Source organism: Sharpea porci (genome assembly GCF_009695655.1).
GTDB lineage: Bacteria > Bacillota_I > Bacilli_A > Erysipelotrichales > Coprobacillaceae > Sharpea > Sharpea porci.
This window is the reverse complement of record NZ_VUNM01000003.1, coordinates 64796-90309: the sequence shown is the minus strand read 5'-3', so window position 1 is coordinate 90309 and position 25514 is coordinate 64796. Positions and strand designations below refer to the sequence as shown.

Here is a 25514-nt window from a genome sequence, read left to right as displayed (position 1 = left end):
GATTATAAATTGTAATATTATTTAGTATTATATTTCATATATTAATCATTATATAACAAGGTGAAAGGTTATGTATTATAAATTAACTGAAGGATCCATCACAAAGAATCTCATTTTATTTGCCCTGCCGATGATTGCCGGCAACCTCCTCCAACAAATCTATAACATCACCGATACACTTATTGTCGGACAGTTTATTGGTGTTCATGCCCTTGGTGCAGTGGGTTCAGCTTATGCCCTGATGGTCTTCTTGACTTCTATTTTCATTGGTTTATCAATGGGCATTGGATCTTTGTTTTCGATCTATTATGGGGCCAAAAATGATCATGCTCTAAAAACAGCAATTGTGCATGCCTTCTTCTTAGTGATTGGTGTGGCTTTGATTTTGACAGTCATCTCATATCTAATAATCGATCCCATTCTCATCTTCCTCAATGTACCTGAAGTCATCATGGCAGATTTAAAAACATACTTAATGTGGATTTTAAGTGGAATGATTGCTGTAGCTTTTTATAATTTCTTTGCCTCTCTTTTGCGTGCTGTTGGCAATTCTACCATCCCACTCTACTTCTTAGCTTTTTCCGCCATCACCAACATTCTTCTTGATAGCTTATTTGTGATTGTCTTTCAATACGGCATTGCAGGAGCAGCGATTGCGACAGTCATTGCCCAATATCTCAGTGCCATTGGCATTACATTTTATGTCATGACAAGATGCAAGTCACTCTTGCCGACAAGAGAGCATTTTCATTATGACAAAGCCATCCTCAAAAACATCACCAAATTCTCTCTTCTCACCTGCCTCCAACAATCTTGCATGAATTTTGGCATTCTTCTCATTCAACGTCTTGTCAATAGCTTTGGGGCTGTGACGATGGCTGGATTTGGGGCCGGTGTTAAGATTGATACTTTTGCCTATTTACCCGTCCAGGACTTTGGCAATGCCTTTTCAACATTCGTTGCCCAAAACTATGGAGCAGGAAAGAAAGAGCGCTTAAGAGACGGCATAAAAATAGCTTGTCTTTTAAGTACTGTCTTTTCTCTTGTGGCTTCTCTTTTTGTTTCCCTTTTTGCGAAGCATCTGATGATGGTATTTGTCAAGCGTGAGGAGATAGAAGTCATCCTCTCAGGTGTCCATTATTTACGTATTGAAGGTGCTTTTTATGTTGGGATTGGGATTCTTTTCTTGCTTTATGGATTATATCGTTCCATGAATCAGCCCCTTATGTCCCTCGTGCTCACTATTATTTCCCTAGGCATACGGGTTGTCCTGGCCTACAGCCTTGCGCCTTTCTTTCATGAAACGGGCATCTGGATTTCTATTCCCATTGGCTGGTTTATCGCTGATGCATTTGGATTCTTCTATTACTTTAAACATCGCTCAGTTCTCATGAAAGAATAGTCTGCTTTTTTAGCGTTTTTAAAGATACCTTATGTCATTTGTGCTATACTTGGCGCTAGGTGATGAATATGAAAGAATTACAGAAATTATTAAAAGAAAATAACATTGATTATTACATTGTTCCTACTGATGATGATCATCAATCAGAATATGTAGGTGATTATTATCGTGTAAGAGAATTCCTTTCTGGCTTTACTGGTTCAGCTGGGACTTTAGTTGTCGGTCAGGATGATGCCTATTTATGGACAGATGGGCGTTATTTCATACAGGCTGCAAAACAGCTTAAAGACGGCATTCAGCTCATGAAAATGGCTGAACCTGGTGTTCCTACTATTGAAGAATTCCTCGTCCAACACTTAAATGAAAATAGTGTTCTAGCTTTTGATCCAAAGGTCATGACTGCTCGTTTTGTGATTGATCTTGAAAATGCCATGGATGATAACTTAGAGCTTGATCCTGTTGATTTTACTGATCAAGTATGGCATGATCGCCCAGAAAAATCTCATGAAAAAGCTTTTATCTATGATACAAAGTATCATGGTGTGGATGCTTCTATTAAACTTGAAGATATTCGTAGCTATATGGATATGAATGACTGTGATGCTCATCTTGTCTCTTCATTGGATGATATTGCTTGGATCTTCAATATTCGTGGTAATGATATTGAATATTCTCCAACAGTATTAGCCTTTGCCCTTATTGAAAAAGATCAAGCGACACTTTATCTACAAGAAGGTGTCTATGATGATGATATGAAGGATTATTATGCTTCTATTGGTGTTTCTATTAAGGATTATGATGCGATTTATGAAGATGTCAGCAAGCTTGAAGGCACATTGCTTGTCGACTTGAATGCGATTAATTATGCGCTTTATGAATCAATTAATTGTGAGATTGCGGATGGTATCAACCCATCACAATACTTCAAGAGCACAAAGAACGAAGTGGAAATCGCTAATACAAAGAATGCCCATCTCAAAGATGGTGTTGCCGTTACACGTTTTATGTACTGGCTTAAACACAATGTTGGTCATATCCCAATGACTGAAATGAGTGTTGCCGATAAGCTTGAAGAATATCGTCGTGAACAGGAACTCTTCTTAGAACCATCCTTTGCGACCATCTGTGCCTATGGTACAAATGGGGCCATCATTCACTATCAGGCTACTAAAGAAAGCAATGCCACAATCAACAATAAAGGCATGTTGATGATTGATAGTGGCGGACAGTACTTAGATGGAACAACTGATATTACTCGTACATTTGTCTTGGGTGATCTTTCTAACGAAGAACGCCATGACTTTACACTTGTCGCAAAGAGCTGGCTCCATCTTATGTATGCACGCTTCCCTCATGGTATGACAGGTATTAACCTTGATACCTATGCCCGTGCACCAATGTGGGCTGAAGGCAAAGATTTCAAACATGGTACTGGTCATGGTATTGGTCATTTACTGAATGTCCATGAAGGTCCACAAGGCATTCGTCCAAAGCAGCGTACTGGTGAAAATGCCGTCTTTGAAGCTGGCATGATTACAAGTGATGAACCTGGTTACTATCGTGAAGGTCATTATGGCATTCGTCATGAAAATGAGCTGCTCTGTGTAGAAGACGGGGAAACAGAATATGGTACATTCTTAAGATTTGAACCTCTTACTTATGTCCCATTAGACTTAGATGGTATTGATACAAATATGTTGACAGATGAAGAGAAAGCTATGTTGAATGATTACCATCAATTTGTCTATGAAAAGATTGCTCCATTACTCAATGATGAAGAAAGAGAATGGTTAAGCATTTATACAAGAGAGATCTAATATGAATACATTATATGATCGTTATCCCAATCTTGAACAACATCCTACCCTAGGATTATTTGTCCTCATCCTAACAGTTATTGCCATGTGGAAGATTTTCAATAAAGCCGGTCGTTCAGGTATTTTGTCACTCATTCCTATTGTCAATACATGGGTACTCTTTGAAATTGCCGGTTTCCCTGGTATTGTTTCCTTATTTGGTTGGATTGGTTTATTGTGTATTGGCTTAGGAGCCATCCCTGCTCTTGGGGCTCTCATGATGTTTGTAGGATTGGCGCTTCTTCTGATATTCTTGGTTGCTTGCCTGATCTACAATTTCCGCCTTTCAAGTGCCTTCGGTCATGGTTTTCTCTTTGGCCTAGGTCTATGCTTATTTAATACAATATTCTTGTTGATACTTGGCTTTGGTTCTTCTAAGTACCAAGGTTAATAGTGAGGTCTCTTAGCAGACCTCTTTTGATATAGATACATTTTCTACATAATACAAAAATAGCGGCATCCTACATGAGATGTCGCTATGTTCATTATGTTAGATTTTTAAGCTTCTAATAAATGTTCAACTTGTTTATTCTTCTCTAATAGCCCAAATACGAATGCCCCAATCACTAAAATAGCAAGTTCGCCAATAAAGACATAACCTGCATTTAAGCCATAGTTCACAAACATGTTTTTCCCTAATGGGAAGTTAATCGCAAGTTCCAATCCGACAATAAGTCCGTTGGCAAGTGCACCAGCTAATGCACCTAAATAACGATTAGGTAATTTATTGATTGCGATAACAGCAATCAGTGTCGCCAAAGTACCAAAACAAATATCCCATAAACCTAATGGACTAGGAATATTCGCAATGAAACAACCTAATACAAGACCAGGAATATATTTCTTATTGTAGAATGCTAGAAAAACCATTATTTCAGAAATTCTCATCTGAATACTACCATAAGAAATAGGGGCTAGTAAGATTGTGAGTGCGCCATAGACTGCGGCAATGATTGCATTGAAGGCAATCGTTTTTGTGTCAATTTTCATAAAATCTCTCCTTCTTCTAAATAACAGTTAGAAGCCAAACAAGAAAAAAGCGGCAAAGCATGAGCCTTGTCGCGTAAAAAAACTTTTTTCATGTTCTTAGTTTTTTATACTGGGTTTGGCTCTCGAACCAGTTCCTGTACACTATAACATAGTGATGTAAACTATGCAATATGTTCCCTTAAGAATTCAGGTAAGACTTTCGCATAGGAATCATCCTGATTCATTTCATAGAAATGATCTTCTCTGACAACGAAAAGTTCCTTAGCTGAAGCATTATTGTTGTAAAGGGCATAAACATTCTTAACATCAACATCCTGATTATGACGTGAATGGATGAAGATTGTTGGAATGGTATTCTTAGTGACATACTTGATTGTATCCATGTCCTTAAGATCACGTCCTGTTTCATTCATGACAATTGTACGCATGATAGGTTTTGTGATAAATGGTGGTAGTTTGATTACTTTTTGGGCTTTAGAAGCAAGGTAGCTTAAGACATCGCTATAGGCGCCATCACTGATAATGCAGTCCACATTCTTCAGCTTGCCAAGACCTGCCGTATTGAGAATTGTATTAGCACCCATACCCTTGCCATACATGATAATATGATGCTTATCACCATACTTCTTCAACAAATACTTATTCCAAAGCATTAAATCAAAGACATCATCATAACCAAACTGACGAATATAGCCATCACTCATCCCATGAGCACTCGCATCCAACAATAACATATTACAATTCAACATATTCTCAAAATAATGCATCGCTTCAATAAGATCACTGGCATCTTCTTCAAAGCCATGTAACATGACAAGAGTTGCTTTTGTATTCTCTTTTTCAATGAAATGTCCACATAATTCTAAGCCCTTATGATTCTTTAAGCGAATTGTCTTTGCACCCAAATCACTTAAATCATCTCTCACAACCACATTACGATAAAGCATTTTGTGGGTGAAGTCAGCTGTCAGTTTATAAGCTGATGCTGTAGATAGAAGGCTAATTGAAGTTGCTGTTAATAGTTTTTTCATTCGTACCACTCCCTAAAATTATCTAATAATAATCGATTAATATTTAATACTTGTTCTAATGAAGACAGACGATATTGATCATTGTCCATCCTGCCCGCAAAGAATCGTATTGCACGTGCTAATTCATCACGGATGGTATTCTTGAGCTCATCAGGAAAGCTTTCAATCGGGAAGACTGTAAAGATCATTGTATTATAGTCTGTATGGAAGATTTCAATAATAGTTTCATAACCCTCACTCTTAATAAAAGCATTTCCAAGTGCAATATCTAAATCATGATTAACATATGTCAAATAGTTATTAACAACCGCTCTAATCACATCTTCAACAACTTTATGATAATTCTCATGATCATCATGATAAAGATAATAAAGATAAGAATAAACAATATTATAATCATTATAATGCTTTGATTCTTCACTAAAAAGAATATAGTCCTGTTCTAGACGTTCAAATAGATGATTTTGGGCACTTGTTGGTGAGATAATACGCTTCATATAATCCACCATAATCATCATCGCAAAACGTACATGATCACATAATAACTTAATAACACGATAAGTCTTATTAGGTTGGGCATTATAAAACATATCAAAATTGGTATATAGTGATTTAAGTAGCTCTCTTAAATAGAAGAGATGGAATTGATATTCGGTATCAAGATAGATAGAATTCCCACTCCCCCATTCATACTGATAATCAACATTCTCAAAGAACGCATAAAAAGCATCCAAATATTCTTCATAATGCTTTCTTTCTCTTAGATTAATCATTGCTGGTCTAAAGAGACGAATAAAACGATCGCTTGTTTCCTGATTGACGCCATAATGATATTTCATATAATTCAGGACATCAATCCAGTCTCTTGATGATACTGTTGGGATTTCTGTTGGCTGTTTGTCATCGATGAAGCGATCATAAAGACTATAGTGAAGATAGTTTGGATATTGGAGTCGGTCTATGATTTTTTCAATCAGGTGATTAGTAATATATTGTTTTTCCCGTTCATTCAGTTTTTCTGAAAAAGTTACACTGACTTCTTCATCAATAACACTCAGTTCAACAAATATCTCAACCGTACGAAAAGAGTTATCCATGATATAGTAAATGCCCTTGATGACAAAGTCGCCACTGCGATAGGCTGCACGAAAGCGATATTTGCCGACATGCTTACTCTCATGGGCTTTAAGATATTCTTTGAGTACTTCTGTTACACTCTTCGCCATAGTTACCCCCGATTAGTAATTTGCATCATGCATACGTTTAAAACGTGATAAGAAATTATGTTTTTTATATTCATCACAATAGAAACGAATATTACCTTCAGAGAAGTCACCGCCAGCACTTTGGGCCGTCAACATGATTTCTCTTGTCAGAATAGGATATTCGTCTTCATCTAGATAATAATCCTGCATTTCTTCTTTCACGATTTCCATGCATTCTTCTAAATGTTCTTCAATCAAAGCATTTGTTAAAAAGTCCATAGTCATAACCTCACGCGTTCATTATATCATGTTTACCAAAAAATCCCTACTGCAAGAAAAATATTTCATCCGTAAGTAGAAACCCTTCCTGCTTTAAACGATCAATAACAGTCTTCATCTTTTTACCATCAATCGCACTTGCTTCATGCGCATCACAACCGACAATCATTTTATTACCTATTTCCCTCACCATCTTAAGATAAGGCGTACTTGGATAATGACGATGATGTAAGTATCCAAGCATGTTGAATTCAAGAGGGATGTCGAGTTCTTTAGCTTTATGACACAGTCTTTCTAGCTGGGCTAATTGTCTTTGATCATGTTGGTTATAATAGATGACATCAGGATGGGCAACATAGCTAAAAAGCCCTGTTTCCATGCCTTTTATTACCTGATCACAATAGCGTGTAACGGAACTTAGGTCCTGTGGTGGCATGCCATAATAACGTCCATCTTCATCACTACCATCATAATGATTTCCTAGAATCAAATAATCAATATGATAACGGTTGATAACTTCTTTCATCCAGTCCATCTTCTCTTCAAAATATTCTGCTTCAAAGCCAATTTTAATATCAATGCGATCTTTATATGTTTCACGTAGTTCTCTTAGCGTAAAAATATAATCGTCAATATCCGTCTCATCCATGCGCATAAATGGCTTAAAAGAGGAATCATAGTGCCATGGGGCATGATCAGAAAAACCAAGTGTTGTAAAGCCTTGATCAATAGCTTGTTCAATATAGTCTTTTTCAAAGCCAATGGCATGATGGCATCGATAGGTATGTGTATGATAATTCTTCATATTAATATAATGGTAATCCTCCTGTTAATTCATCAGCAACCTCTTTTTCAAGAGGTTCAAAGGCAAGACAAGTATAGGTTGGCTGGTTGTGGAATTCGGTATGACCCGCATCCTTAATCAGGCAAGATATAATGCCCTTTTCTTTAGCCTTTTGATCAAGTGCTAAGAGTTCTTCTTCACTATCGACATAGACACATATCTTAGCTACTCCATTATTGAACCAATCTGTTAAGGGTGTATGAACATCCGTATCTAAATAAACATAGTCATTGTCTTCTTTAATTTCATTAAAGCGTTGTTCTTTCTTCAATGCCAACAATACAGCCTCAACACATGCATGCCCAGCCTGAGCCGCTATTTTGCCTTTTCGCATTTTTAAGTCACGACGCATCACAATCATTTGTTTTGATGTATACATAAAGCCTCCCAATAAAAAAAGTAGAACTTCTTCAGTCCTACTTATTATACGTTGATTATAAGAAATCGCAAACATAACCACGAGTATCTAATTCAAGTTTTTCAACTTTCCAGCCCTCAATCAGATCACCAAGTTCTTCCTTAATCCTTACAACGCCCTTATCATCTTCAGCTTTAATCATGGCCATGATTGTTGGTCCAGCACCTGATAAATAAGCCCCAAGAATCTTTTCATCTTTTTCTAAGACATCCATAATTGGGAAATAATTCTTAATCAGTTTTCCACGATATGGCTGATGAAGACGGTCTTTAAAGCCAAGCTTCAACCCCTGATCATAACCATTAATAAGCGATGCCACCATCAATGCAAGATGGGAAACATTTTTAATCGCATCAGCACGTTCTAATGTATTAGGTAAAACAGCACGTGCTTTGGCCGTAGAAAGTGTAAAAGGCGGAATGAGAGCGACAAAGCGATAGTCGTTCTTAATTGGTAAAGAGAGCGTCGTGACTTTGTGGTCTTCCATAACAGAAACAGTCATACCACCAAAGATAGCAGGCGCCACATTATCAGGATGTCCTTCAATCTTTGTCGCCAGTTCGAGAATATCCTGACGGTCTTCATAGCGATCTTTAAAGGCATAAGCAGCGACAATTCCAGCAACAATACATGTTGAAGAAGAGCCAAGTCCTCTTGTATAAGGCACATCCCCACTTGTGACAATACGCACACCTTTATAATCAAGTCCTACTTCCTTAGCAGCTTCATCAAAAGCCTGATAAGTCATGTTGTCCTTATTCGCAAACTGTTCAGGACAGCCAAGAATTTCCAATCCTTCATCCAACAATTCAAAGGTGAAAGTATTGTAGAGCGTAACCGCCAGACCAGCAACATCAAAACCTGGGCCCAAGTTAGCACTTGTCGCAGGCACTCTTACACGTACATACATCTTAGATTTCCTCGATTCTCTTAGCGACAAACTCTAAGATTTCTTCTTTATCAATAACACCTTTATGAAGCACTTTGCGATCCTTGATTCCTTTTAGTGGATAAGGGATTTCAACAGCTGTTAAGTTATGTAAGTCATCAATAGCTTGATAAACATCTTCCTTCTTACCTGTTAATGCTTCATAGACAGATTCAGGGAATTTATATGGTGAAGCTGTAGAAAGAAGGATTGTAGGTGTTGTATCACCTGTATTTCTAAAGTATTCTTCATAGACACCATAGCCCACTGCTGTATGTGTATCAAGAAGATAACCATGATCCACATAGACTGTCTTGATTGTTTCAAGAACTTCTTCTTCAGATAGGAAACCAGCGCTGAACTGATCCTGGATTGTCTTAAGTGTTTCTGCATCAATGCGATAAATACCATCTTTGTTGAGTTCGTCCATAAAACTCTTAACCTTAGCACTATCACCATTCACCATGAAATAAACAAGTCTTTCCAAGTTACTTGAGACAAGGATGTCCATCGCTGGAGCATTTGTCTTATAGAACTCTCTACGAGCATCATATTCGCCTGTTTTAAAGAAGTCTGTTAAGATATTATTTTTGTTGGAAGCGACGATGAAGCGATGAACTGGTAACCCCATTTGTTTCGCAATCCAGCCTGCTAAACAGTTTCCAAAGTTACCTGAAGGAACAGTGAAATTGACTTGATGACCTAATTCAATTGTTCCCTCTCTTACTAATGTCAAATAGCTATGGAAATAATAAACAATCTGTGGAATAAGACGGCCAATATTAATAGAGTTGGCGGAAGACAGGAAGACATTATGTTCTTCACATAAAGCTTTAAGTTTTGCCGATGCAAAAGCTTCCTTAACTGCTCTCTGGGCATCATCAAAATTACCATGAATACCAACAACTTCAACATTGTTGCCTGTTGTTGTAACCATTTGCTGTTTCTGAATGTTGGAAACACCATCAATAGGATAGAAGACTTTAATTGTTGTACCTGGGACATCTTTAAAGCCTTCAAGAGCTGCTTTACCAGTATCGCCAGAAGTTGCTGCTAAAATCATGACTTCACGGTTTTCACCTTTCTTCTTTAATGAATATGTCATGAAATGTGGTAAGAGTGATAAAGCCATATCTTTAAATGCTGCTGTCTGACCATGGAAGAGCTCTGCCACATAGAGGCTGCCGGCCTTCTTGAGAGGTACAACACCTTCATCAAATAAACCTGTTGCATAGGCTTCATTTGCTAAAGCTCGAATTTCTTCCTTAGTCCCATCCGGTGTAAAAGCAGAAATTACTTCTGTCGCCAAATCAACATAATCAAGCTTTAATAATGCATGTAAATCTTTCTTTTCAAACGCAAAATCAGGCACTAATAGTCCCCCGTCGCTAGCAATCCCCTGCAAGATTGCATTATAGAAATCTATTGGTGTCTGCCCACCACGTGTGCTTTTGTAGAGTTTATCCATAACCATCCTCCTGTAACGTTTAAAACATTGTATATAATTGTCTATCTCAAGTCAATTCCAACTCCAATATTTCTATTTTTTATAAATCTATACCTATATATTTTGATTATTGATACAACAGCATTATTTTATTGCATATTTCTTTTAATCATTATATTATGGATGCATTAAAAGACAGGAGAATATTTATGAGTAAGATTAGAATTCCTGAGGATTATAAGCCTCAGTTAAACCTCATCGAGACAGAAGTTGCTGTTAAGATGATTAAAGATACGTTTGAAAGAAGACTTGCGGAGCAGTTAAGATTAACACGTGTCTCTGCCCCATTATTCCTTTTAAAGAATACAGGTCTCAACGATAACTTAAATGGCGTCGAACAGCCAGTCCACTTCAAGAGTATTGAACTTCATGATGAAGATATTGAAATCATCCATTCCCTGGCAAAATGGAAAAGAGATGCATTACATCGTTATGGCTTTAAACCACATACAGGTTTATATACAGATATGAATGCGATTAGAAAAGACGAGGAATTGGATAATCTGCATTCTATGTATGTTGACCAGTGGGACTGGGAAGCTGTGATCAATCCCGAAGATCGTACAAGAAAATTCTTTGAGCGTACTGTTAAACGCATTTACTATGCTTTACTTGATGTCGAATTCACTATGGTCCAACATTATCCACAGTTAGGAGAACCTCTTCTTCCTGAAGAAATCACTTTTATCACAACGCAGGAACTCGAAGACCTCTATCCAGATTTAACACCAAAGGAAAGAGAAAATGCGATTGTCAAAGAAAAGAAAGCTGTTTGTCTTGAACAGATTGGTGATGTCCTGAAATCTGGTCAAAAACATGATGGCCGTGCGCCTGACTATGATGACTGGTCACTTAACGGTGATATTCTTGTCTACAATCCTGTTCTTGATGAAGCATTAGAACTCTCATCAATGGGTATTCGTGTTGACGAAAAAGCCCTTAAAGAACAGCTTGCCAAGACACATGAAGAAGCAAGACTTGACTTACCTTATCATCAGAATATTGTCAACCATGTACTTCCATTATCCATTGGTGGTGGTATTGGCCAAAGCCGTATCTGCATGTACTTCTTAAGAAAGTGTCATATTGGTGAAGTTCAGGCTTCATTATGGGATGATGATACTTATAAAGCTTGCGAAGAACATAACATTCCACTTTTATAATCTCAGAAAAAAACCCGATAGAAATTCTATTGGGTCTTTTTATTCATATTGATTGGTTCTTCTACTTTCGCATATTTATAGATACGCTGAAGCTTAGCTTGACTATTACCAGCCAAAGATCCACCACTTGTATAGAAGGGAATAATTGTCCCGGTATAAAGATCACTTAGCTTCGCAAAGCTAATGATAATCTGAGGACAACGCCCACACCAGATAGGAAAACCAAGATAGACTTTGTCATAATCTTTAATATGCGGTATTTCACTTAGGGCTGGCAAGCTACCTGAAAGTCGATCCAAGATAGCTCTTACAATCATCACTTTTTCACTTGATCGATAAGGTCGACGCTTCCTTATTTCTATCAAGTCTCCGCCTACTTCTCTCTGTAATTTCTTAGCAGCCTGTTTTGTATTTCCAGTATGGGAAAAATACGCAATCGCAATCTTCTCATTCATCTTCTTCACCTTCTTTTATAGTTTCATAGATTTCTAAGCACATTCTACCAATATCTGACAATGAGTTCTACCTTGTTGATGACTCAGTTCATTTTAGACTAATATGGTTTTTATAAACTTTTTTAACTTTTTAAATATAATCCCTATATAGGGATTATATCGCCCCTTTTTTATGCAAGCACTTTTAAAAACTGCTAGAATAGGGTCTAGGAGGAATAGCTATGCAGATTATTGAAGGCTTTGATCTCTATCACAAGCTTGATACACTTGCCAAAGAGATTGCCACTACATCAACACCCACTATCATCATTACAGAACATCCTGAATATGTCGAAGACATCTTTTTCCAACATACTGATGTTCTCTTTAATATTGAAATCAAGTCACTCATTAACTTTGAAAGAGACTTACTAGTCAAAAAACATATCTTTAATACAAAGATATACAATACCCCAACACTAGTCTACAACATTAGACATATCCTACTCACAAACACCTTTCAATTTTTCAAACTTTCAACCAATCCCTATAGCTTAATTGATGAAATCATAAAAGCTTTAAAGCTCTTGCATGAAAACAAAATCCCTTATGAAGATGTTGATAATGATCTTACTCGTGAAAAGCTTGCTGAGCTTAAGACGATTGATCATTTACTACATATTGATAATACTTATTTTTCTTTAGATGAGGTTGTTCTTGATTATATCGATGAAAGTATCAATGAGGATATCTATGTCATTGGTGATGACTATGTCAGCCTCAGTCAACGTGCTCTTTTTACAAAGCTTGATGCTTATACAAATGTCACAATGCTTTTAAGCTGTGATGGCGAAGAGCGTCTAGAATGCGTTCTTCATCACTTCTATGAAGGACCTCATATCAATCATCATACTGATCAAGATGGAATTGCCAAGCATCTTTTTGATATTGTTCCTGTTGACAAGATTGGTGAAGCTCATGTCATCAGGGGTGGAAATTATCGCCAGGAAATTCTCAAAGTCACAGCTGATATCAAAGAAAAGATTGTGAAGGAGAAAGCCCATTTTTCTGATTTTATGATCATTACCAAAGATGATTTGTATCAGGATTATTTAAAGACAATCTTTGATCAATGGCACTATAGTCATACAATCGAAGATACAACACTCTTCTACTATGATCCTTCGTTCATCAAAATCAAAAATGCCCTCCCTACTATGCAGCTACAGACATTCCATGATATCAGTCAAGCCCTTAACAAGCTTGATCTCAATAATGACTACAAAGCTTTACTAGAACAATTCAATAGCGATGATTCCATCACGCCCTATGAATACTTCTACTTCCTTGTCCATATTTTAAGCAGTCATCAGGTGAGTGAACCAACACATGATGCCATTATCGTCACCGATTTTCATCATGCCCTAAGTGCAACTCCTAAGCATCTCTATATTCTTGGCTTAAATGAAGGCAGTGTACCAGAGGTTATTAGTGATGAAGGTATTCTTCTTGAAGAAGACTTCAGCCATATGACCGTTCATCCCCTTTCTCTAATTGAACGCCAGGGACTGATTTATATGCAGATTATTCGCACTCTTCATAATCCTTTGTCTTCTCTCACCCTTTCCTACAGTAATGCCGATATGGATGGTAAGGAAGTTATGAAGTCAACCCTGATGAGTCGTTTTGAAGATCTTTATGAACTGACTGAACCATCAATTTCTATGATGATTCATCATGAACAGCTCTATTTAAGAGGTTCAAGACTGCCTGATCATCCTATTAACGAAGCCATTGATAACTATATTGCTTCTAAGAATAATGCGGTGATCATTGATGAAGTCTATCGTGATCGTCTTGGTAAAGGGATGAGTGTGAGTCGTATTGAAACCTACAACAAGTGTCCCTTCCAGTATTACTTAAAATATGGTTTACGTATTTATCCTACGATTGATGATAGTCTTAAGCCTACGGAATTAGGTTCATTAGCTCATTATATTATGGAGAAATGTCTGGATGATCCTGAACATGTTCATGAACATGCTTTTGATTATATTCATGATCATCTTGAAAAGAAATATCAGGCGAATATGATCAATAAATTCTTTATTGATCACTTGGTTGAAGATATGAAAGTGAATGTGCGGGTTGTAAGAAATCAGTTGGATCATGATTCTTTTACTGTGACTGGATATGAGCAGCCAGTACAAGGGATGTTTGGAGATATTCCTGTGGGAGGGATTATTGATCGTGTGGATTGTTTTGATCATTATATGCGTATTATTGATTATAAGAGTGGGGATAAGGATCTTAATTTGGACTTTGCAGCACAGGGCTTTAATATCCAGATGCTTGTCTATCTTGATTTGTTGAAGAAAGAGACAAACTTAGATCCTGGCGCAATACTTTATTATTCGATGAAACGCCGTATTCTGACACATGCGATTGATAAAAAATATACCCTTCATTCAAAATTCGACCTCGATAAATATCATGCCCAGTTTACAATGAAAGGCTATGTCATTGATGATGAGAAGTATACAGTCACAAATGCTTGTGATATCACATCCATTCCTGTCAAGCTCAAGACGAATGGTGAGCCTGATTCCCATAGTCATATCATTTCAAAGGAGAAATTAGATTTTCTTATGGCCTGTATTACTGACTATATTACCGACCTCTATGAAAAGCTGAGAGCAGGTAATATTCCTATTTTCCCAACCCAATCCGACAATAAAAATGCAGCCATCTACCCATGTACATTCTGTGATTATAAGAGTGTTTGTCTCTTTGATGTCTTCTATAATGAAAACAAGCTCATCAAAAGTAAATATCTCAACACTTTAAAGGAGGGCAACGACAATGAGTAGCTTCAATAAAGAACAAGAACAAGCCATTATGACAAGGGGCAAGACCATTCTTGTCAGTGCGCCAGCTGGCTCAGGTAAGACAAGGATTCTGGTTGAGAGAATGCGTCGTTTGATTGAGGGTGATCGTTATGAAATAGATAACTTTCTTGTCCTCACTTTTACAGATGCAGCTGGTAAAGAAATGAAACAGCGTTTAAGCTTGCAGCTTCATGAAGACTTAGCTGATCCATCTATTGACCAAGAGACAAAAGCCCATATCGAACGCCAGCTCCTCAAGCTTCCTCAGTCCTATATGACAACCTTTGACTCATTCTGTAAAGTACTCTTAGAGAAATATGGCTATCTTGTTGGTGTGATGCCAGGATTTGAAGTCAATGCTTCACCTGAACTTATTCAAAGTACGGTGCTTGATCAATGTTTCCATAAGTGGGTTGTCAATCCTCAATTCCAGGATTATTGTCGTCGTCATAACTTAAAAAATAACTTTGATGACCTCAAAAAGACACTCATCAACTACAATTCATCTACTGGCTCCTATGTCAATTTCCAAGAAACTTTACAAGAATTCTATCAGACATACTATCACATTGATGATTTCTCATCTTCCCCCATCTTTAGCTTACTAGTAAGAAGCTACAAGGATGCCTTTGAAGATGCTTTATCTAACTACAATACGCTAGAAAACTATTGTTCAAAAGAGAACTTTGAATCCTTCTTTACTGGCAACGAAAAGAAAGTATCGATTGCTGAGTCACTCAGTACATATCTTATGAGTCATGTAGATGCCTTTAAACATCCATTGACTTATGATACATTCTGTTCCCTGCTTAAAGACAAACCTGCTTCTTCTGTCAATATGGCATGGAAGGAGATGGGAATAGAGAAGGATGATCAAAGACGTAAACGTTTTGAAAATTTAAAGAAAGCTGTTATGGCTCCTATTAATGGATTGAAGGAACTTATCTGGATTGAAGACTTGCATGAATTTGAAGAGCTCTTAAATTTAAGCTTCCAAGATATTCAATTCTTGCTTGGAAATGGTGGCCTGCTCGAATCCTTCCAGTTCGCTTACCGTGAAGAAAAGAAACGCCTCAATCAGCTTGACTTCCACGACTTAGAAGAATATGCCACAAAACTGCTCTCAGACGATCTTCCTGTCCTTCAAACCATCAATGCCTCCCTTAAGGAAATCATGCTTGATGAATATCAGGATACAAACCAGATACAAGAAAATCTTGTCTTAAAGCTTGCGGGACAAGCTCATGATCATAAAGGCTTACAGGTTGTACCAATGTTCATGGTAGGTGATATGAAACAATCCATCTATCGTTTCCGTCAGGCCGATCCAAGAATCTTTAAAGAAAAGTTTGATAGTTATGTTCCTTATGAATTAGCTACTGATCAAGATCAGTTTATCCGTATTGATTTAAAACATAATTATCGTAGTGAGAAGGCTGTTCTTGATAGTATTAATTATATTTTTGATTGTATTATGGATAATGAAATTGGTGGTCTTGAGTACTTCAATGACCCTAATGCCTTATTAAGATATGATTATGTCGTTAAAAAGAGAAGCTTAGAAGAATTAAGCCTTATTCATGATTATGATAGCGAAGTCATGATTGGCTTTAGCGAGAAAACAAAGGACTATACTAAATCTGAGCTAGAAGCCCACATGATTGCTTCTAAGATTATCAAGATGCATGAAGAAGATGGTTATGCATTCAAAGACTTTGCCATCTTAATGCGTAATACAACTGACTTCATTACCTACAAAAAAATCTTTGAAAATTATGGCATTCCTGCCAACATTACACTTTCCAAAGGTCTCTTTGATTCAAATGAAGCTCTTTCTCTTATTGCCCTCCTGAAAGCACTTATTAATCCCTATGATGATATTGCCATGACAAGTGTACTCCATAATAACTTTGTCTTTTCCCACTTTGATGAAAATGAGCTTCTTGCCTTACGTGATCAAAGTGAACAGCCTGAAAGTCTCTATGAAGATGTGAAGAAAGCAGGAACTTATAAGAGTGTTCTCTTTATCGATACTTTTGAAAATTTGCGGAAAATTGCCCTTACTTCATCACCTTACGAAACCCTCATTGCGATTCTAGAAGCAAGTCGTTATCAGGACTTTGTTTCTTCACTTATTAATGGTGAACAACGCTCTAGTAATATTGATACATTGGTAGAACTCGCTCGTTCAAGCAATGAATATCGCTATCTTGAGGACTTTGTGGACTTTGTCGATTCAGGTGTCCAGAAGTCACCAGGTAAAATTGCTAGTGATGAAAGCAATGCCGTTGAATTTATGACAATTCATAAATCAAAAGGTTTGCAGTTTAAAGTGGTTTTCCTTTCTAATATGCAGCATAAATTTAATACTACTGATGAAACATCTTATATCTTGATGGATCAGGCTAATGGTATTGCTTCTAAATATCGTCAATTCAGAGAGACAGATGAATTTGGGAATGTTCTTGTGGAATATGAAAATCCCTATCGTAATCTCATTGGAAAAGCCATTCATAAAGAAGCTGTTGATGAAGAGATGCGTATTCTCTATGTCGCCTTAACGCGTGCTGAAAAGAAATTGATTATGACTGGTATTATTGATGATGAAAAGCGCCTCATTGATCTTGCCGCCAAAGTACAAGCTAACGAGAGCGACCCGAATCGTCCTTCCAACAACACCGTCATCTTCAACAACCATCTTAGAAAAGTGAATTGTTTCTTTGACTGGATCATGATGGCTTTAATGCGTCATCCTGATGTCGAGAATGATCTCAAGCACTTCATTCCTTCTATTACACCAAATCTTGATTTAAGACGTACAGGCTTCTCAAAGCTCAATAATGAAGAAACAGCCCTAGCACGTTTCCATCTTGAAATACAAAGCTTAGCCGATATCACAAGCACAATGCCTCAAAAGCACGCCCTTGATGCCATAGACCAATATCATAAAGTTCAAGATTATTACAACTATGTCTATCCTTATCAGGACAAAGAACGTTCCATTGCCGTAACAACATTACAAGCATTAGCTGATGAAGAAGGCTTTGAACATCTTGAAAATCAATCATCAAAACGTGAAGAAGCCTTAAGTCTTGGTACACTTGTTCATAATGTCCTTTATTATTGTCCATTCGATCAAACAGACTTTACTTCTCTTATTAATCGTCTACAAGATGAAGGAATGTTTACAGATGAAGAATATCAGCTTATATGTCAATATCAGCCCCATCTTGATGACTTTAGAAACAGTGCAGTCTATCAGCTTATTGCCGAAAGTACATTCTTCAAGGAAAAGCCTTTTCGCTACTTCAATGGCGAACAAGTCATCAATGGTATCTTTGATATTGTCTTCATCCATGACGATGATGTCTATGTGCTTGACTACAAGACAGACCACATCACATCTACCAATTCCTACAAGAAATTACAAGATAAACATCGTATTCAGCTAGAAACCTACAAAGAAATACTGACAAAACAATTCCATAAGCCAGTAAAAGGCTATGTATACTATTTAGAAACAAATCAAATGATTGAAGTATAGGGAAATCATTGCTTATTTCCCTTACTTTTTGTAAAATTGTAAATAGGATAGTTGAAAAGGAAGATGTGAGAATATGAGATTTGTAGAGTATGGCAACCCAAAGTTACCAACGATTATGTTGGTGCATGATATTGGATTATCTTATTGGGCATATACGGATATTAAGGACGAACTAGCAAAAGAATACCATGTTGTCTTACCGATACTTGATGGTATTGATGAAGAATTTCAGTCAATTGAAGATGAAGCCAATAAGATTATGATGTTCATTCATAACAAATGTGATGGGCATGTCTACGCCCTAGGTGGGTTAGCTTTTGGGTCCAAGATCGTCCTTGAAGTCCTCAGCAAGAATTCCAATATTGCTGATTATGCGATTATTGAGAGTGTCGATCTCTATCCTACAAAGGGTCTTTCCTCCCTAGCTCCTAAGGTGGCCTTGTCGATATCCAATCTCACTAAATATCGTTGGTTTTCTTCTCGCCAGGCCGCTGCCACAGGTCTTCCTAAAGAACTCAATACACGTTATCATGAAACACTTAAGAGTATTTCTAGTATTTCTTTTGAACATTTTATTGAAGAAGAATACAAATTCACTTTACCTCCTACTTTAAAGAACACTTCAGCTCGAACATTAATTATCTTTGGTGAAAAAGAGCCTCATAATACACGCATGTCAGCACGTTATATTAATGAGACCATTCCTTATAGCCAAATGTATCAGATTCTAGGTATGACGCATGGGCAGTTCTCCTTGCAGCATCCTCATCACTATGTTCGTCTATTAAAACGCTTATTTAGAAACTAAGACTGGTCATCCAGTCTTTTCTTTTCACCAAAAAAACAGCTAGCATGAGGCTAACTGTTTGTAGAAGTATCAAATTGAGAATAGTAGAGCTTGTGGTAGAAGCCTTGCTTAGCTAGTAATTCCTTATGTGTACCCTGCTCAAGAATATGACCATCATTCATGACTATAATCTTATCTGCTTTTTCAATGGTTGAAAGACGATGGGCAACAATAAAGGTTGTTCTACCTTTCATCATTTCATCAAAGGCTGACTGAATCTGACGTTCAGTTCTTGTATCGATTGAGGATGTTGCTTCATCCAATATCAACATTGGTGGATCAGCTAACATAATACGGGCAATACATAATAACTGACGCTGGCCTTGGGAGAGGTTGCTGCCTTCTTCCTGAAGCAAAGCATTATAGCCATCTTTAAGCTGCATAATGAATTTATGCGCATGGGCATTCTTCGCTGCCTGAATGATTTGATCATCTGTTGGATTTGATGATCCATATGCAATATTGTCCTTAATTGTCCCCTTGAATAACCATGTATCCTGTAAAACCATGCCATAGAGTGAACGCATATAATGACGATTCATATGTTGGATATTGACGCCATCAATAGTAATTGTTCCCTTTAATGGATCATAAAACCTCATCAATAAATTAATCAATGTTGTTTTACCACATCCTGTTGGACCAACAATTGCGATTGTCTGGCCCGCCTTGACATCTAGATTAAAGTCATCAATAAGTGGTTTTTCAGGTACATAGGAGAATTGAACTGAATCAATCTTAATATCACCTTGGGGATGTTCAATTGTCTTAGCATTTCTAGGTTCAACAATCTCCTCTTCATCAATGATCTTAAAGACACGATCAGCACAAGCTAAGGCTGTCTCAAGTTCAGTAAAGACATTGGAGATATCATTGAATGGCTTTGTATACTGAGAAGCATAAGTTAAGAACGAAGAAAGTGCCCCAACTGTAATACCACCATTTAACACTGTAAAAGCTCCAAAGATGGTCACAGCCCCATAGACAATGGCATTCACAAAACGTGTTGAAGGATTGACGAGTGCGCCTAAGAACTGACTCTTGACACCACTGACAAATAAGCGCTGATTGATTTCATCAAAGTCTGCTTTATTGACTTCCTCATGTGAAAAAGCTTTAACGACCTTCTGATTACCAATCATTTCTTCAACATAACCGGAAAGCTCTCCACGAATAGCGAGCTGTTCCTGAAAGTATTTGTAGACTCTTGTCGCAATCTGACTTGATACGATTAAAGAAATAGGTGTTAATACAATGACGATTAAGGCAATCTTGACATTAATGGCCAACATGAAACCAATTGTCCCAATAATTGTCGCTACCCCGGCAAAGAGATTTGTAAAGCCCTGCAGCAAGCCATCAGAAATTAAATCTATATCCGCAATCATACGACTCATGAGATCACCATGAGGATGAGAATCAATATATTTAAGTGGTAAGGCATGGTATTTCGCAAATAACTGATCACGTAAATCCTTTGTGATTTCAAATGTCATCTTAGAAGAGAAACGACCAACAAGATAGTTAGTGATAGCAGCTAGAATAACAGTAATAATGATCTGTACAATACGAATAGAGAGATAAGAGAAATGAACTTTCCCTTTACCAATCATAGTATCAATTGCACGACCAATAAGTACTGGAGTCATCAAAGTAAAAACAATATTAACAGCGGAGAAGATTAAGGCAAAAATAAGATAGGATTTATAGGGAGAGATAAAGCGCATTAAGCGTGCAAGCGTATTTTTATTTTTCATTGTTCTCTCCTTCCATCTGTGATTTCACAATTTCTTGATAGAGCGTACATGTCTTTAAGAGTTCATCATGTGTACCCATTGCTGCAAGCTTACCATGATCTAGGACAAGAATCTTGTCCGAATTCATGATGGCAGAGACACGTTGAGAAACGATGATTGAAGTCGTATGCATTTTCTTGATATCACGACGAAGTTTAGCATCTGTCGCAAAATCAAGAGCACTTGCTGAGTCATCAAGAATGAGAATTTCTGGCTTTCTGACAAGAGCTCTTGCAATTGTAAGACGCTGACGCTGTCCACCAGAGACATTCTTTCCACCTGCTTCTATCTTTGTTTTTAAGTCATCAGGTAACTTGTCGATAAATTCCTTTGACTGGGAGATGTTAATGGCAAGATTTAGATCTTCATCACTTGCACTGCTATTGCCCCAAAGCAAGTTCTCTTTAATTGTCCCACTAAAGAGTGTTGCTGACTGGGGAACAATACCAATCATATGTCGCAATGTATCATATTGGTAATCTTTGATAGACTGATCCTTAATGAGAATACGACCTTCTGTGGCATCATAGAAACGAGGAATTAAGTTAACGAGCGTACTCTTGCCTGAACCAGTACCGCCAATAATCCCCACTGTTTCTCCTTCATTGATCGTAAATGATAGATGTTCAAGAGCATGACCTTCTTTATAGCTGAAGCTTACATCGTCAAATGTAATGAAGTGGTTATAGCTATCAGGCATATCTTGACTTCCTTCAACCATACTTGGCTTAAGATTTAAAACTTCTTGAACACGCTGCGAAGCTGCTGTTGCCTTGACATAAATAAGAATGACATTCGCAAAGGCATACATTGAAAGCATGATTGCGTTCATATAGTTAATTAAGGCGATAACTTCTCCCTGTGTCAATGTTCCTAAGTTGACTTTAATTGCACTGACATAGAGAATAAGAATAATACCTGTATTAACGATGATTGTTGTGGCTGGATTCATCAGTGATGATAAATAGCCCGCATGCACTTGTTCATCTTTTTGCGCTTTTGTCGTTTCGAAAAAACGCTTCTTTTCATTATCTTGTTTATTGAATGCACGAATAACACGTACACCGGATAAGTTTTCTCTTGTGATTAAGCTGATCTTATCCATTAACTTATTAATACGATGATAGATAGGCTGTGTGTGACTCATGACAAAATAAATAGCGAAGGCAATCAGTGGTGAGATGACTAAGAAAACTAAGCCTACCTGCCAGTTGAGAATAAAGGCCATCACAAGTGAACCAATAATGATAAATGGTGAACGTGACAGTAAGCGAATCGTCATCGCAATCGCTAATTGAAGCTGATTGACATCATTAGTGATTCTTGTAATGAGTGTAGGTGTACCTAAAGTATCCAAATCTTCATAATCATAGTTATTAATAGCTTCAAACATATCTCTACGCATTAACGTCCCCATGCCTTGGGATGTCAACGAGGCATAATATTGACAGATGATAGCTGATCCATAACCAGCTAAAGCTAAAACAAACATCACAATTCCCATATGAATAATATATGTCGTATTGCCTTTCGCAATACCTTGATCAATAATCTTAGCGACTACAACTGGCACCATTAACTCAAAAAAGGCTTCAACAAGCTTAAAGAAAAAGCCGAGAATGCCTTGCCATTTATAGGGCTTAAAATACTTTTTCCAAAACATTTTCCTTCTCCTTCTTGTCAAATTATAATTTTTTTAGTATTATATTACAAATATATGTTAGATATTTATATTATATGTAGGAGATATGCTTATGGATATTAAACAGATGCTCTACTTTAAAACCATTGTAGATGAAGGAACAATCTCTAAAGCCGCTATTAAATTACATATGGCTCAGCCACCTCTTTCCATGCAGCTAAAAAGCCTGGAAGAAGAACTTGGTACGGGCTTATTGATCCGTGGACGTCGTCATATCACACTTACCAGTGCGGGGCGTTTATTCTATCGTCGTGCTTGTCAGATGCTTGCGCTTGAAGAACTGACAATCCATGAAATGAAGAATGTTTCTAAGGAGACATTGCGTATTGGTGTAACGTCTTCCAACAGTCCTTTGCTTCATGAAAACGCTGTTGTCAATTATATCAAAGCGAATCCCACTCTCCATCTTCGTATTAAAGAAGGTACGACAAGAGAAATCATCGATAATCTTATTGCCCATGACATTGATATTGGTTTTATTAGAACACCTTTCGATGGATTAAATATCAAAGCCTATTTCTTTGAAAAAGAACCAATGGTAGCCATTGGTCCTCGAGAAATCATTGATGAAAATAAAAATCATCTCATTGACTATAAAGATTATCCTTTAATCGTCCATCGCAGATACCACCCCGTCATCACTGAATATGCCATCAACACTCTTTCTTTTAATCCCAATATTCATATACAGGCTGATGATTGCCGTACATCCATCTTCTGGAGTCATGTTCTTTCCCAGGTTGCGATTATTCCTAAGACAGCTCTACCACTCATTGAAAATATGAATTTAAAAGCTGTAGAGCTTAAAGATGAAGCCCTTTATACAGCTGTCTCCATCGCTATGCGTAAAGATGATGAAATATCTCAACGAGCTAAAGAATTTATAAAACTCTTTGGCACACAAGGCTTAAAGAGCCCGCATTAATTTCAAAGTGATAATGGTCACTCAAGATCTCTTCACCATCAAAATTGCCTGAACAATGACAATAGACATCACAGGCCTGCACCTTATAGGTGTGGGTCTTTTTGATTTGAGAAAGTGTTCTTGTCAGTATATGGCGAATATAATAGGGGGCATTGAATTTATGAATTTTCTCTAAAATCACCATATCAAGATAACCATCAGTCAGTGAGGCTTGTGGGGTGATTTCAAAACCACCACCATAATAATGCCCGTTATTGATTGCACATAATGTCACTCTACCTTCATATAAAATATGATTTTCGCTTTTAATTGTGACATAGTTGAAATCATAGGTCTTAATATTTCTTATGATTGAAAGAATATAGCTCTTAGATTCTGGGACGAATGGCACATTGACAACATCATGGACATGATTCGCAATGGCAGCATCAATGCCAAAACAGCCAGAATTCACATAATAGATATCATTCATTTTCACAGTATCAATTCTTTGGGCCTTCCATTGTAAAGAGTCTCTTAATACGTCTTCTGGCTTTCTCACCCCATTATTGATATAACGCGAAAAGTCATTACCAGTACCATAGGGAATAACAACCATTTCATGTTTAGTATGCACAAGTGCCTGAACAACCTGATTCATAAACCCATCCCCACCTACAACATAGACACGTACAGGTGTCGGATAATTCTTCATAATCTTCAAGACATGATTGGGATATTGAGAAATATGAATATCATAATCATAGCCTTTCATGATTTGATGAATCGTAGGCAAAAAGGAATGGGTTGTGCCTTCTGATTTTAATAAAAATACATGTTTCATATATCTTCCCTTTCTAGTACATAGAAATAGCGATAAAAGTTCCCTTTTCTCAAATAACATTTATGTTGGTAGCTTAAATGCATGGCCTTAAACGCTTCATCATATTCAACATGTGTAATCGCCACACAATTAGATGCAATATGACAAGCTTCATTGATTAAATCAAGCTGTTGTTCTTGAGAGATGTGGGAATAAACACCATAGGGTACATCAATAATCGCAAGATCATAATATTCAGTAATATCATGAATATCACGTCTTGTAATAAGCAATGGATCATAGCCAAAATGTTCTATATTTAACCGTCCCTTATAGCTTACATCACGGTTAATATCACTACCCCTTATATCTAGCCCCATGGCTAAACCTTCTAAGACAACCGTCCCAACACCACAACATGGATCAATGATCTTTAAGTCATCATGTGTTCCATTGCCAAGATTAATAGCACAGCGTGCAGCTTTAATCGATAAAGAATGGGAATAGGAATAGGGCTTATGTTCATACTTATGCCAGCTATTATTCTTTTCAAGTTTCCCAAAATAGTAAACACCTTCAATATAAGTCAAAGCAAAGATATCCTGAGGATGAACGAGATCAGTATCCCCACCAATAACCTCAGAGAGCCTAGAACAATAGCTTAAGGAAGTACGATAGTCTAAATGTGTCAAAGCATTTTTATAATAGATAACCTTAAAACAATCAGAATACAGCTCTAACTTCTCTACTTCTTTTAAAAGCATGGTTAAAGAAGAATTAGATGCAAGGATAGTAAGACGATCTTTAATAAAGACCGAACGCGTAAAAGGAATATCAAGTTGTGAGAAGTGATAACGAGATGTGAAAGGTTGTTGAAAAAAGACTTGAAATTCTTCCTGACAGATATTCTCTTCATCAGGTTCAAAATAATTTATTACATATAAATAGTTCAT

General features: G+C 37.1%; 21 protein-coding genes and 1 riboswitch. Of the genes, 8 read left to right on the top strand and 13 right to left on the bottom strand.

Annotation, left to right across the window (positions count from 1 at the left end; all coding sequences use genetic code 11):
* Positions 1–70: 70 nt before the first annotated feature.
* The 3 genes from FYJ79_RS02955 to FYJ79_RS02945 all read left to right on the top strand — a co-directional run bounded on the left by FYJ79_RS02955 (position 71) and on the right by FYJ79_RS02945 (position 3649).
* Positions 71–1402, top strand: coding sequence for an MATE family efflux transporter (locus FYJ79_RS02955; RefSeq protein ID WP_154514475.1), 1332 nt, complete (start codon positions 71–73; stop codon positions 1400–1402).
* A 68-nt stretch (positions 1403–1470) separates the two neighbouring features.
* A complete protein-coding gene (locus tag FYJ79_RS02950; protein WP_229771296.1) occupies positions 1471–3219 on the top strand; it encodes an aminopeptidase P family protein in 1749 nt (582 codons plus the stop codon).
* A 1-nt stretch (position 3220) separates the two neighbouring features.
* Positions 3221–3649, top strand: a complete 429-nt coding sequence (locus FYJ79_RS02945) for a DUF5684 domain-containing protein (protein WP_154514474.1) — start codon at positions 3221–3223, stop codon at positions 3647–3649.
* Positions 3650–3756: 107 nt separating this feature from the next.
* Here the strand turns inward: FYJ79_RS02945 and FYJ79_RS02940 are convergent, their stop codons facing one another.
* The 8 genes from FYJ79_RS02940 to thrC all read right to left on the bottom strand — a co-directional run bounded on the left by FYJ79_RS02940 (position 3757) and on the right by thrC (position 10421).
* Positions 3757–4248, bottom strand: coding sequence for a QueT transporter family protein (locus FYJ79_RS02940; protein ID WP_154514473.1), 492 nt, complete (start codon positions 4246–4248; stop codon positions 3757–3759).
* Positions 4249–4338: 90 nt separating this feature from the next.
* Positions 4339–4385: riboswitch (PreQ1 riboswitch) on the bottom strand.
* Positions 4386–4409: 24 nt separating this feature from the next.
* Complete coding sequence (locus FYJ79_RS02935; protein WP_154514472.1) at positions 4410–5279, bottom strand: alpha/beta hydrolase; 870 nt, start codon at positions 5277–5279, stop codon at positions 4410–4412.
* On the bottom strand, positions 5276–6505 hold the full coding sequence (locus FYJ79_RS02930) for a hypothetical protein (RefSeq protein WP_154514471.1): 1230 nt from the start codon (positions 6503–6505) through the stop codon (positions 5276–5278). The genes FYJ79_RS02935 and FYJ79_RS02930 overlap by 4 nt, the downstream gene beginning before the upstream one ends.
* 12 nt (positions 6506–6517) lie before the next feature.
* Positions 6518–6763: a hypothetical protein gene (locus FYJ79_RS02925; protein ID WP_154514470.1), complete on the bottom strand. Its 246-nt coding sequence runs from the start codon at positions 6761–6763 to the stop codon at positions 6518–6520.
* A 46-nt stretch (positions 6764–6809) separates the two neighbouring features.
* A complete protein-coding gene (locus FYJ79_RS02920) occupies positions 6810–7568 on the bottom strand; it encodes a histidinol-phosphatase (RefSeq protein WP_154514469.1) in 759 nt (252 codons plus the stop codon).
* A gap of 1 nt (position 7569) precedes the next feature.
* Entirely contained in the window at positions 7570–7986 is a 417-nt protein-coding gene (pth2, locus tag FYJ79_RS02915; RefSeq protein ID WP_195836997.1) for an aminoacyl-tRNA hydrolase, read from the bottom strand.
* A 55-nt stretch (positions 7987–8041) separates the two neighbouring features.
* On the bottom strand, positions 8042–8935 hold the full coding sequence (gene thrB / locus FYJ79_RS02910) for a homoserine kinase (RefSeq protein WP_154514467.1): 894 nt from the start codon (positions 8933–8935) through the stop codon (positions 8042–8044).
* Between the two features lies 1 nt (position 8936).
* On the bottom strand, positions 8937–10421 hold the full coding sequence (gene thrC / locus FYJ79_RS02905) for a threonine synthase (RefSeq protein ID WP_154514466.1): 1485 nt from the start codon (positions 10419–10421) through the stop codon (positions 8937–8939).
* 188 nt (positions 10422–10609) lie between these two features.
* Between thrC and asnA the strand changes: the two genes are divergently transcribed.
* Complete coding sequence (gene asnA / locus FYJ79_RS02900) at positions 10610–11623, top strand: aspartate--ammonia ligase (RefSeq protein ID WP_154514465.1); 1014 nt, start codon at positions 10610–10612, stop codon at positions 11621–11623.
* Positions 11624–11649: 26 nt separating this feature from the next.
* On the opposite strand, the gene FYJ79_RS02895 is transcribed toward asnA, so the two are convergent.
* Complete coding sequence (locus FYJ79_RS02895) at positions 11650–12078, bottom strand: flavodoxin (protein ID WP_154514464.1); 429 nt, start codon at positions 12076–12078, stop codon at positions 11650–11652.
* A 221-nt stretch (positions 12079–12299) separates the two neighbouring features.
* Here FYJ79_RS02895 and FYJ79_RS02890 point away from each other — a divergent pair, with 221 nt between their 5' ends.
* The 3 genes from FYJ79_RS02890 (at position 12300) to FYJ79_RS02880 (ending at position 19297) form a co-directional block, all read left to right on the top strand.
* The gene (locus FYJ79_RS02890) at positions 12300–14927 is read left to right on the top strand and encodes a PD-(D/E)XK nuclease family protein (protein ID WP_154514463.1); all 2628 of its coding nucleotides are present in this window, start codon (positions 12300–12302) and stop codon (positions 14925–14927) included.
* Complete coding sequence (locus FYJ79_RS02885; protein WP_154514462.1) at positions 14920–18489, top strand: UvrD-helicase domain-containing protein; 3570 nt, start codon at positions 14920–14922, stop codon at positions 18487–18489. Before FYJ79_RS02890 ends, FYJ79_RS02885 begins: the two co-directional genes overlap by 8 nt.
* Before the next feature lie 73 nt (positions 18490–18562).
* A complete protein-coding gene (locus FYJ79_RS02880) occupies positions 18563–19297 on the top strand; it encodes an alpha/beta fold hydrolase (RefSeq protein WP_154514461.1) in 735 nt (244 codons plus the stop codon).
* Positions 19298–19347: 50 nt separating this feature from the next.
* Here FYJ79_RS02880 and FYJ79_RS02875 read toward each other — a convergent pair whose 3' ends face one another.
* Both FYJ79_RS02875 and FYJ79_RS02870 read right to left on the bottom strand, forming a co-directional pair.
* Entirely contained in the window at positions 19348–21093 is a 1746-nt protein-coding gene (locus FYJ79_RS02875; protein WP_154514460.1) for an ABC transporter ATP-binding protein, read from the bottom strand.
* Positions 21083–22795 (bottom strand): ABC transporter ATP-binding protein, encoded by a 1713-nt coding sequence (locus tag FYJ79_RS02870; RefSeq protein ID WP_154514459.1) that lies wholly within the window; start codon positions 22793–22795, stop codon positions 21083–21085. The genes FYJ79_RS02875 and FYJ79_RS02870 overlap by 11 nt, the downstream gene beginning before the upstream one ends.
* Before the next feature lie 91 nt (positions 22796–22886).
* Between FYJ79_RS02870 and FYJ79_RS02865 the strand changes: the two genes are divergently transcribed.
* On the top strand, positions 22887–23759 hold the full coding sequence (locus FYJ79_RS02865; RefSeq protein ID WP_154514458.1) for a LysR family transcriptional regulator: 873 nt from the start codon (positions 22887–22889) through the stop codon (positions 23757–23759).
* Here the strand turns inward: FYJ79_RS02865 and FYJ79_RS02860 are convergent.
* Together FYJ79_RS02860 and FYJ79_RS02855 are read right to left on the bottom strand one after the other, a co-directional pair.
* The gene (locus tag FYJ79_RS02860; RefSeq protein ID WP_195836996.1) at positions 23716–24582 is read right to left on the bottom strand and encodes a diacylglycerol/lipid kinase family protein; all 867 of its coding nucleotides are present in this window, start codon (positions 24580–24582) and stop codon (positions 23716–23718) included. The two genes, FYJ79_RS02865 and FYJ79_RS02860, sit on opposite strands and share 44 nt — an antisense overlap.
* Positions 24579–25514, bottom strand: coding sequence for a TRM11 family SAM-dependent methyltransferase (locus FYJ79_RS02855; protein ID WP_154514456.1), 936 nt, complete (start codon positions 25512–25514; stop codon positions 24579–24581). Before FYJ79_RS02855 ends, FYJ79_RS02860 begins: the two co-directional genes overlap by 4 nt.

What these genes read in the sequence shown, in the direction of transcription:
- FYJ79_RS02955 (WP_154514475.1), top strand. Translation starts at nt 71, where the DNA reads ATGTATTATAAATTAACTGAAGGATCCATCACAAAGAATCTCATTTTA.
- FYJ79_RS02950 (WP_229771296.1), top strand. Translation starts at nt 1,471, where the DNA reads ATGAAAGAATTACAGAAATTATTAAAAGAAAATAACATTGATTATTAC.
- FYJ79_RS02945 (WP_154514474.1), top strand. Translation starts at nt 3,221, where the DNA reads ATGAATACATTATATGATCGTTATCCCAATCTTGAACAACATCCTACC.
- FYJ79_RS02940 (WP_154514473.1), bottom strand. Translation starts at nt 4,248, where the DNA reads ATGAAAATTGACACAAAAACGATTGCCTTCAATGCAATCATTGCCGCA.
- FYJ79_RS02935 (WP_154514472.1), bottom strand. Translation starts at nt 5,279, where the DNA reads ATGAAAAAACTATTAACAGCAACTTCAATTAGCCTTCTATCTACAGCA.
- FYJ79_RS02930 (WP_154514471.1), bottom strand. Translation starts at nt 6,505, where the DNA reads ATGGCGAAGAGTGTAACAGAAGTACTCAAAGAATATCTTAAAGCCCAT.
- FYJ79_RS02925 (WP_154514470.1), bottom strand. Translation starts at nt 6,763, where the DNA reads ATGGACTTTTTAACAAATGCTTTGATTGAAGAACATTTAGAAGAATGC.
- FYJ79_RS02920 (WP_154514469.1), bottom strand. Translation starts at nt 7,568, where the DNA reads ATGAAGAATTATCATACACATACCTATCGATGCCATCATGCCATTGGC.
- pth2 (WP_195836997.1), bottom strand. Translation starts at nt 7,986, where the DNA reads ATGTATACATCAAAACAAATGATTGTGATGCGTCGTGACTTAAAAATG.
- thrB (WP_154514467.1), bottom strand. Translation starts at nt 8,935, where the DNA reads ATGTATGTACGTGTAAGAGTGCCTGCGACAAGTGCTAACTTGGGCCCA.
- thrC (WP_154514466.1), bottom strand. Translation starts at nt 10,421, where the DNA reads ATGGATAAACTCTACAAAAGCACACGTGGTGGGCAGACACCAATAGAT.
- asnA (WP_154514465.1), top strand. Translation starts at nt 10,610, where the DNA reads ATGAGTAAGATTAGAATTCCTGAGGATTATAAGCCTCAGTTAAACCTC.
- FYJ79_RS02895 (WP_154514464.1), bottom strand. Translation starts at nt 12,078, where the DNA reads ATGAATGAGAAGATTGCGATTGCGTATTTTTCCCATACTGGAAATACA.
- FYJ79_RS02890 (WP_154514463.1), top strand. Translation starts at nt 12,300, where the DNA reads ATGCAGATTATTGAAGGCTTTGATCTCTATCACAAGCTTGATACACTT.
- FYJ79_RS02885 (WP_154514462.1), top strand. Translation starts at nt 14,920, where the DNA reads ATGAGTAGCTTCAATAAAGAACAAGAACAAGCCATTATGACAAGGGGC.
- FYJ79_RS02880 (WP_154514461.1), top strand. Translation starts at nt 18,563, where the DNA reads ATGAGATTTGTAGAGTATGGCAACCCAAAGTTACCAACGATTATGTTG.
- FYJ79_RS02875 (WP_154514460.1), bottom strand. Translation starts at nt 21,093, where the DNA reads ATGAAAAATAAAAATACGCTTGCACGCTTAATGCGCTTTATCTCTCCC.
- FYJ79_RS02870 (WP_154514459.1), bottom strand. Translation starts at nt 22,795, where the DNA reads ATGTTTTGGAAAAAGTATTTTAAGCCCTATAAATGGCAAGGCATTCTC.
- FYJ79_RS02865 (WP_154514458.1), top strand. Translation starts at nt 22,887, where the DNA reads ATGGATATTAAACAGATGCTCTACTTTAAAACCATTGTAGATGAAGGA.
- FYJ79_RS02860 (WP_195836996.1), bottom strand. Translation starts at nt 24,582, where the DNA reads ATGAAACATGTATTTTTATTAAAATCAGAAGGCACAACCCATTCCTTT.
- FYJ79_RS02855 (WP_154514456.1), bottom strand. Translation starts at nt 25,514, where the DNA reads ATGAACTATTTATATGTAATAAATTATTTTGAACCTGATGAAGAGAAT.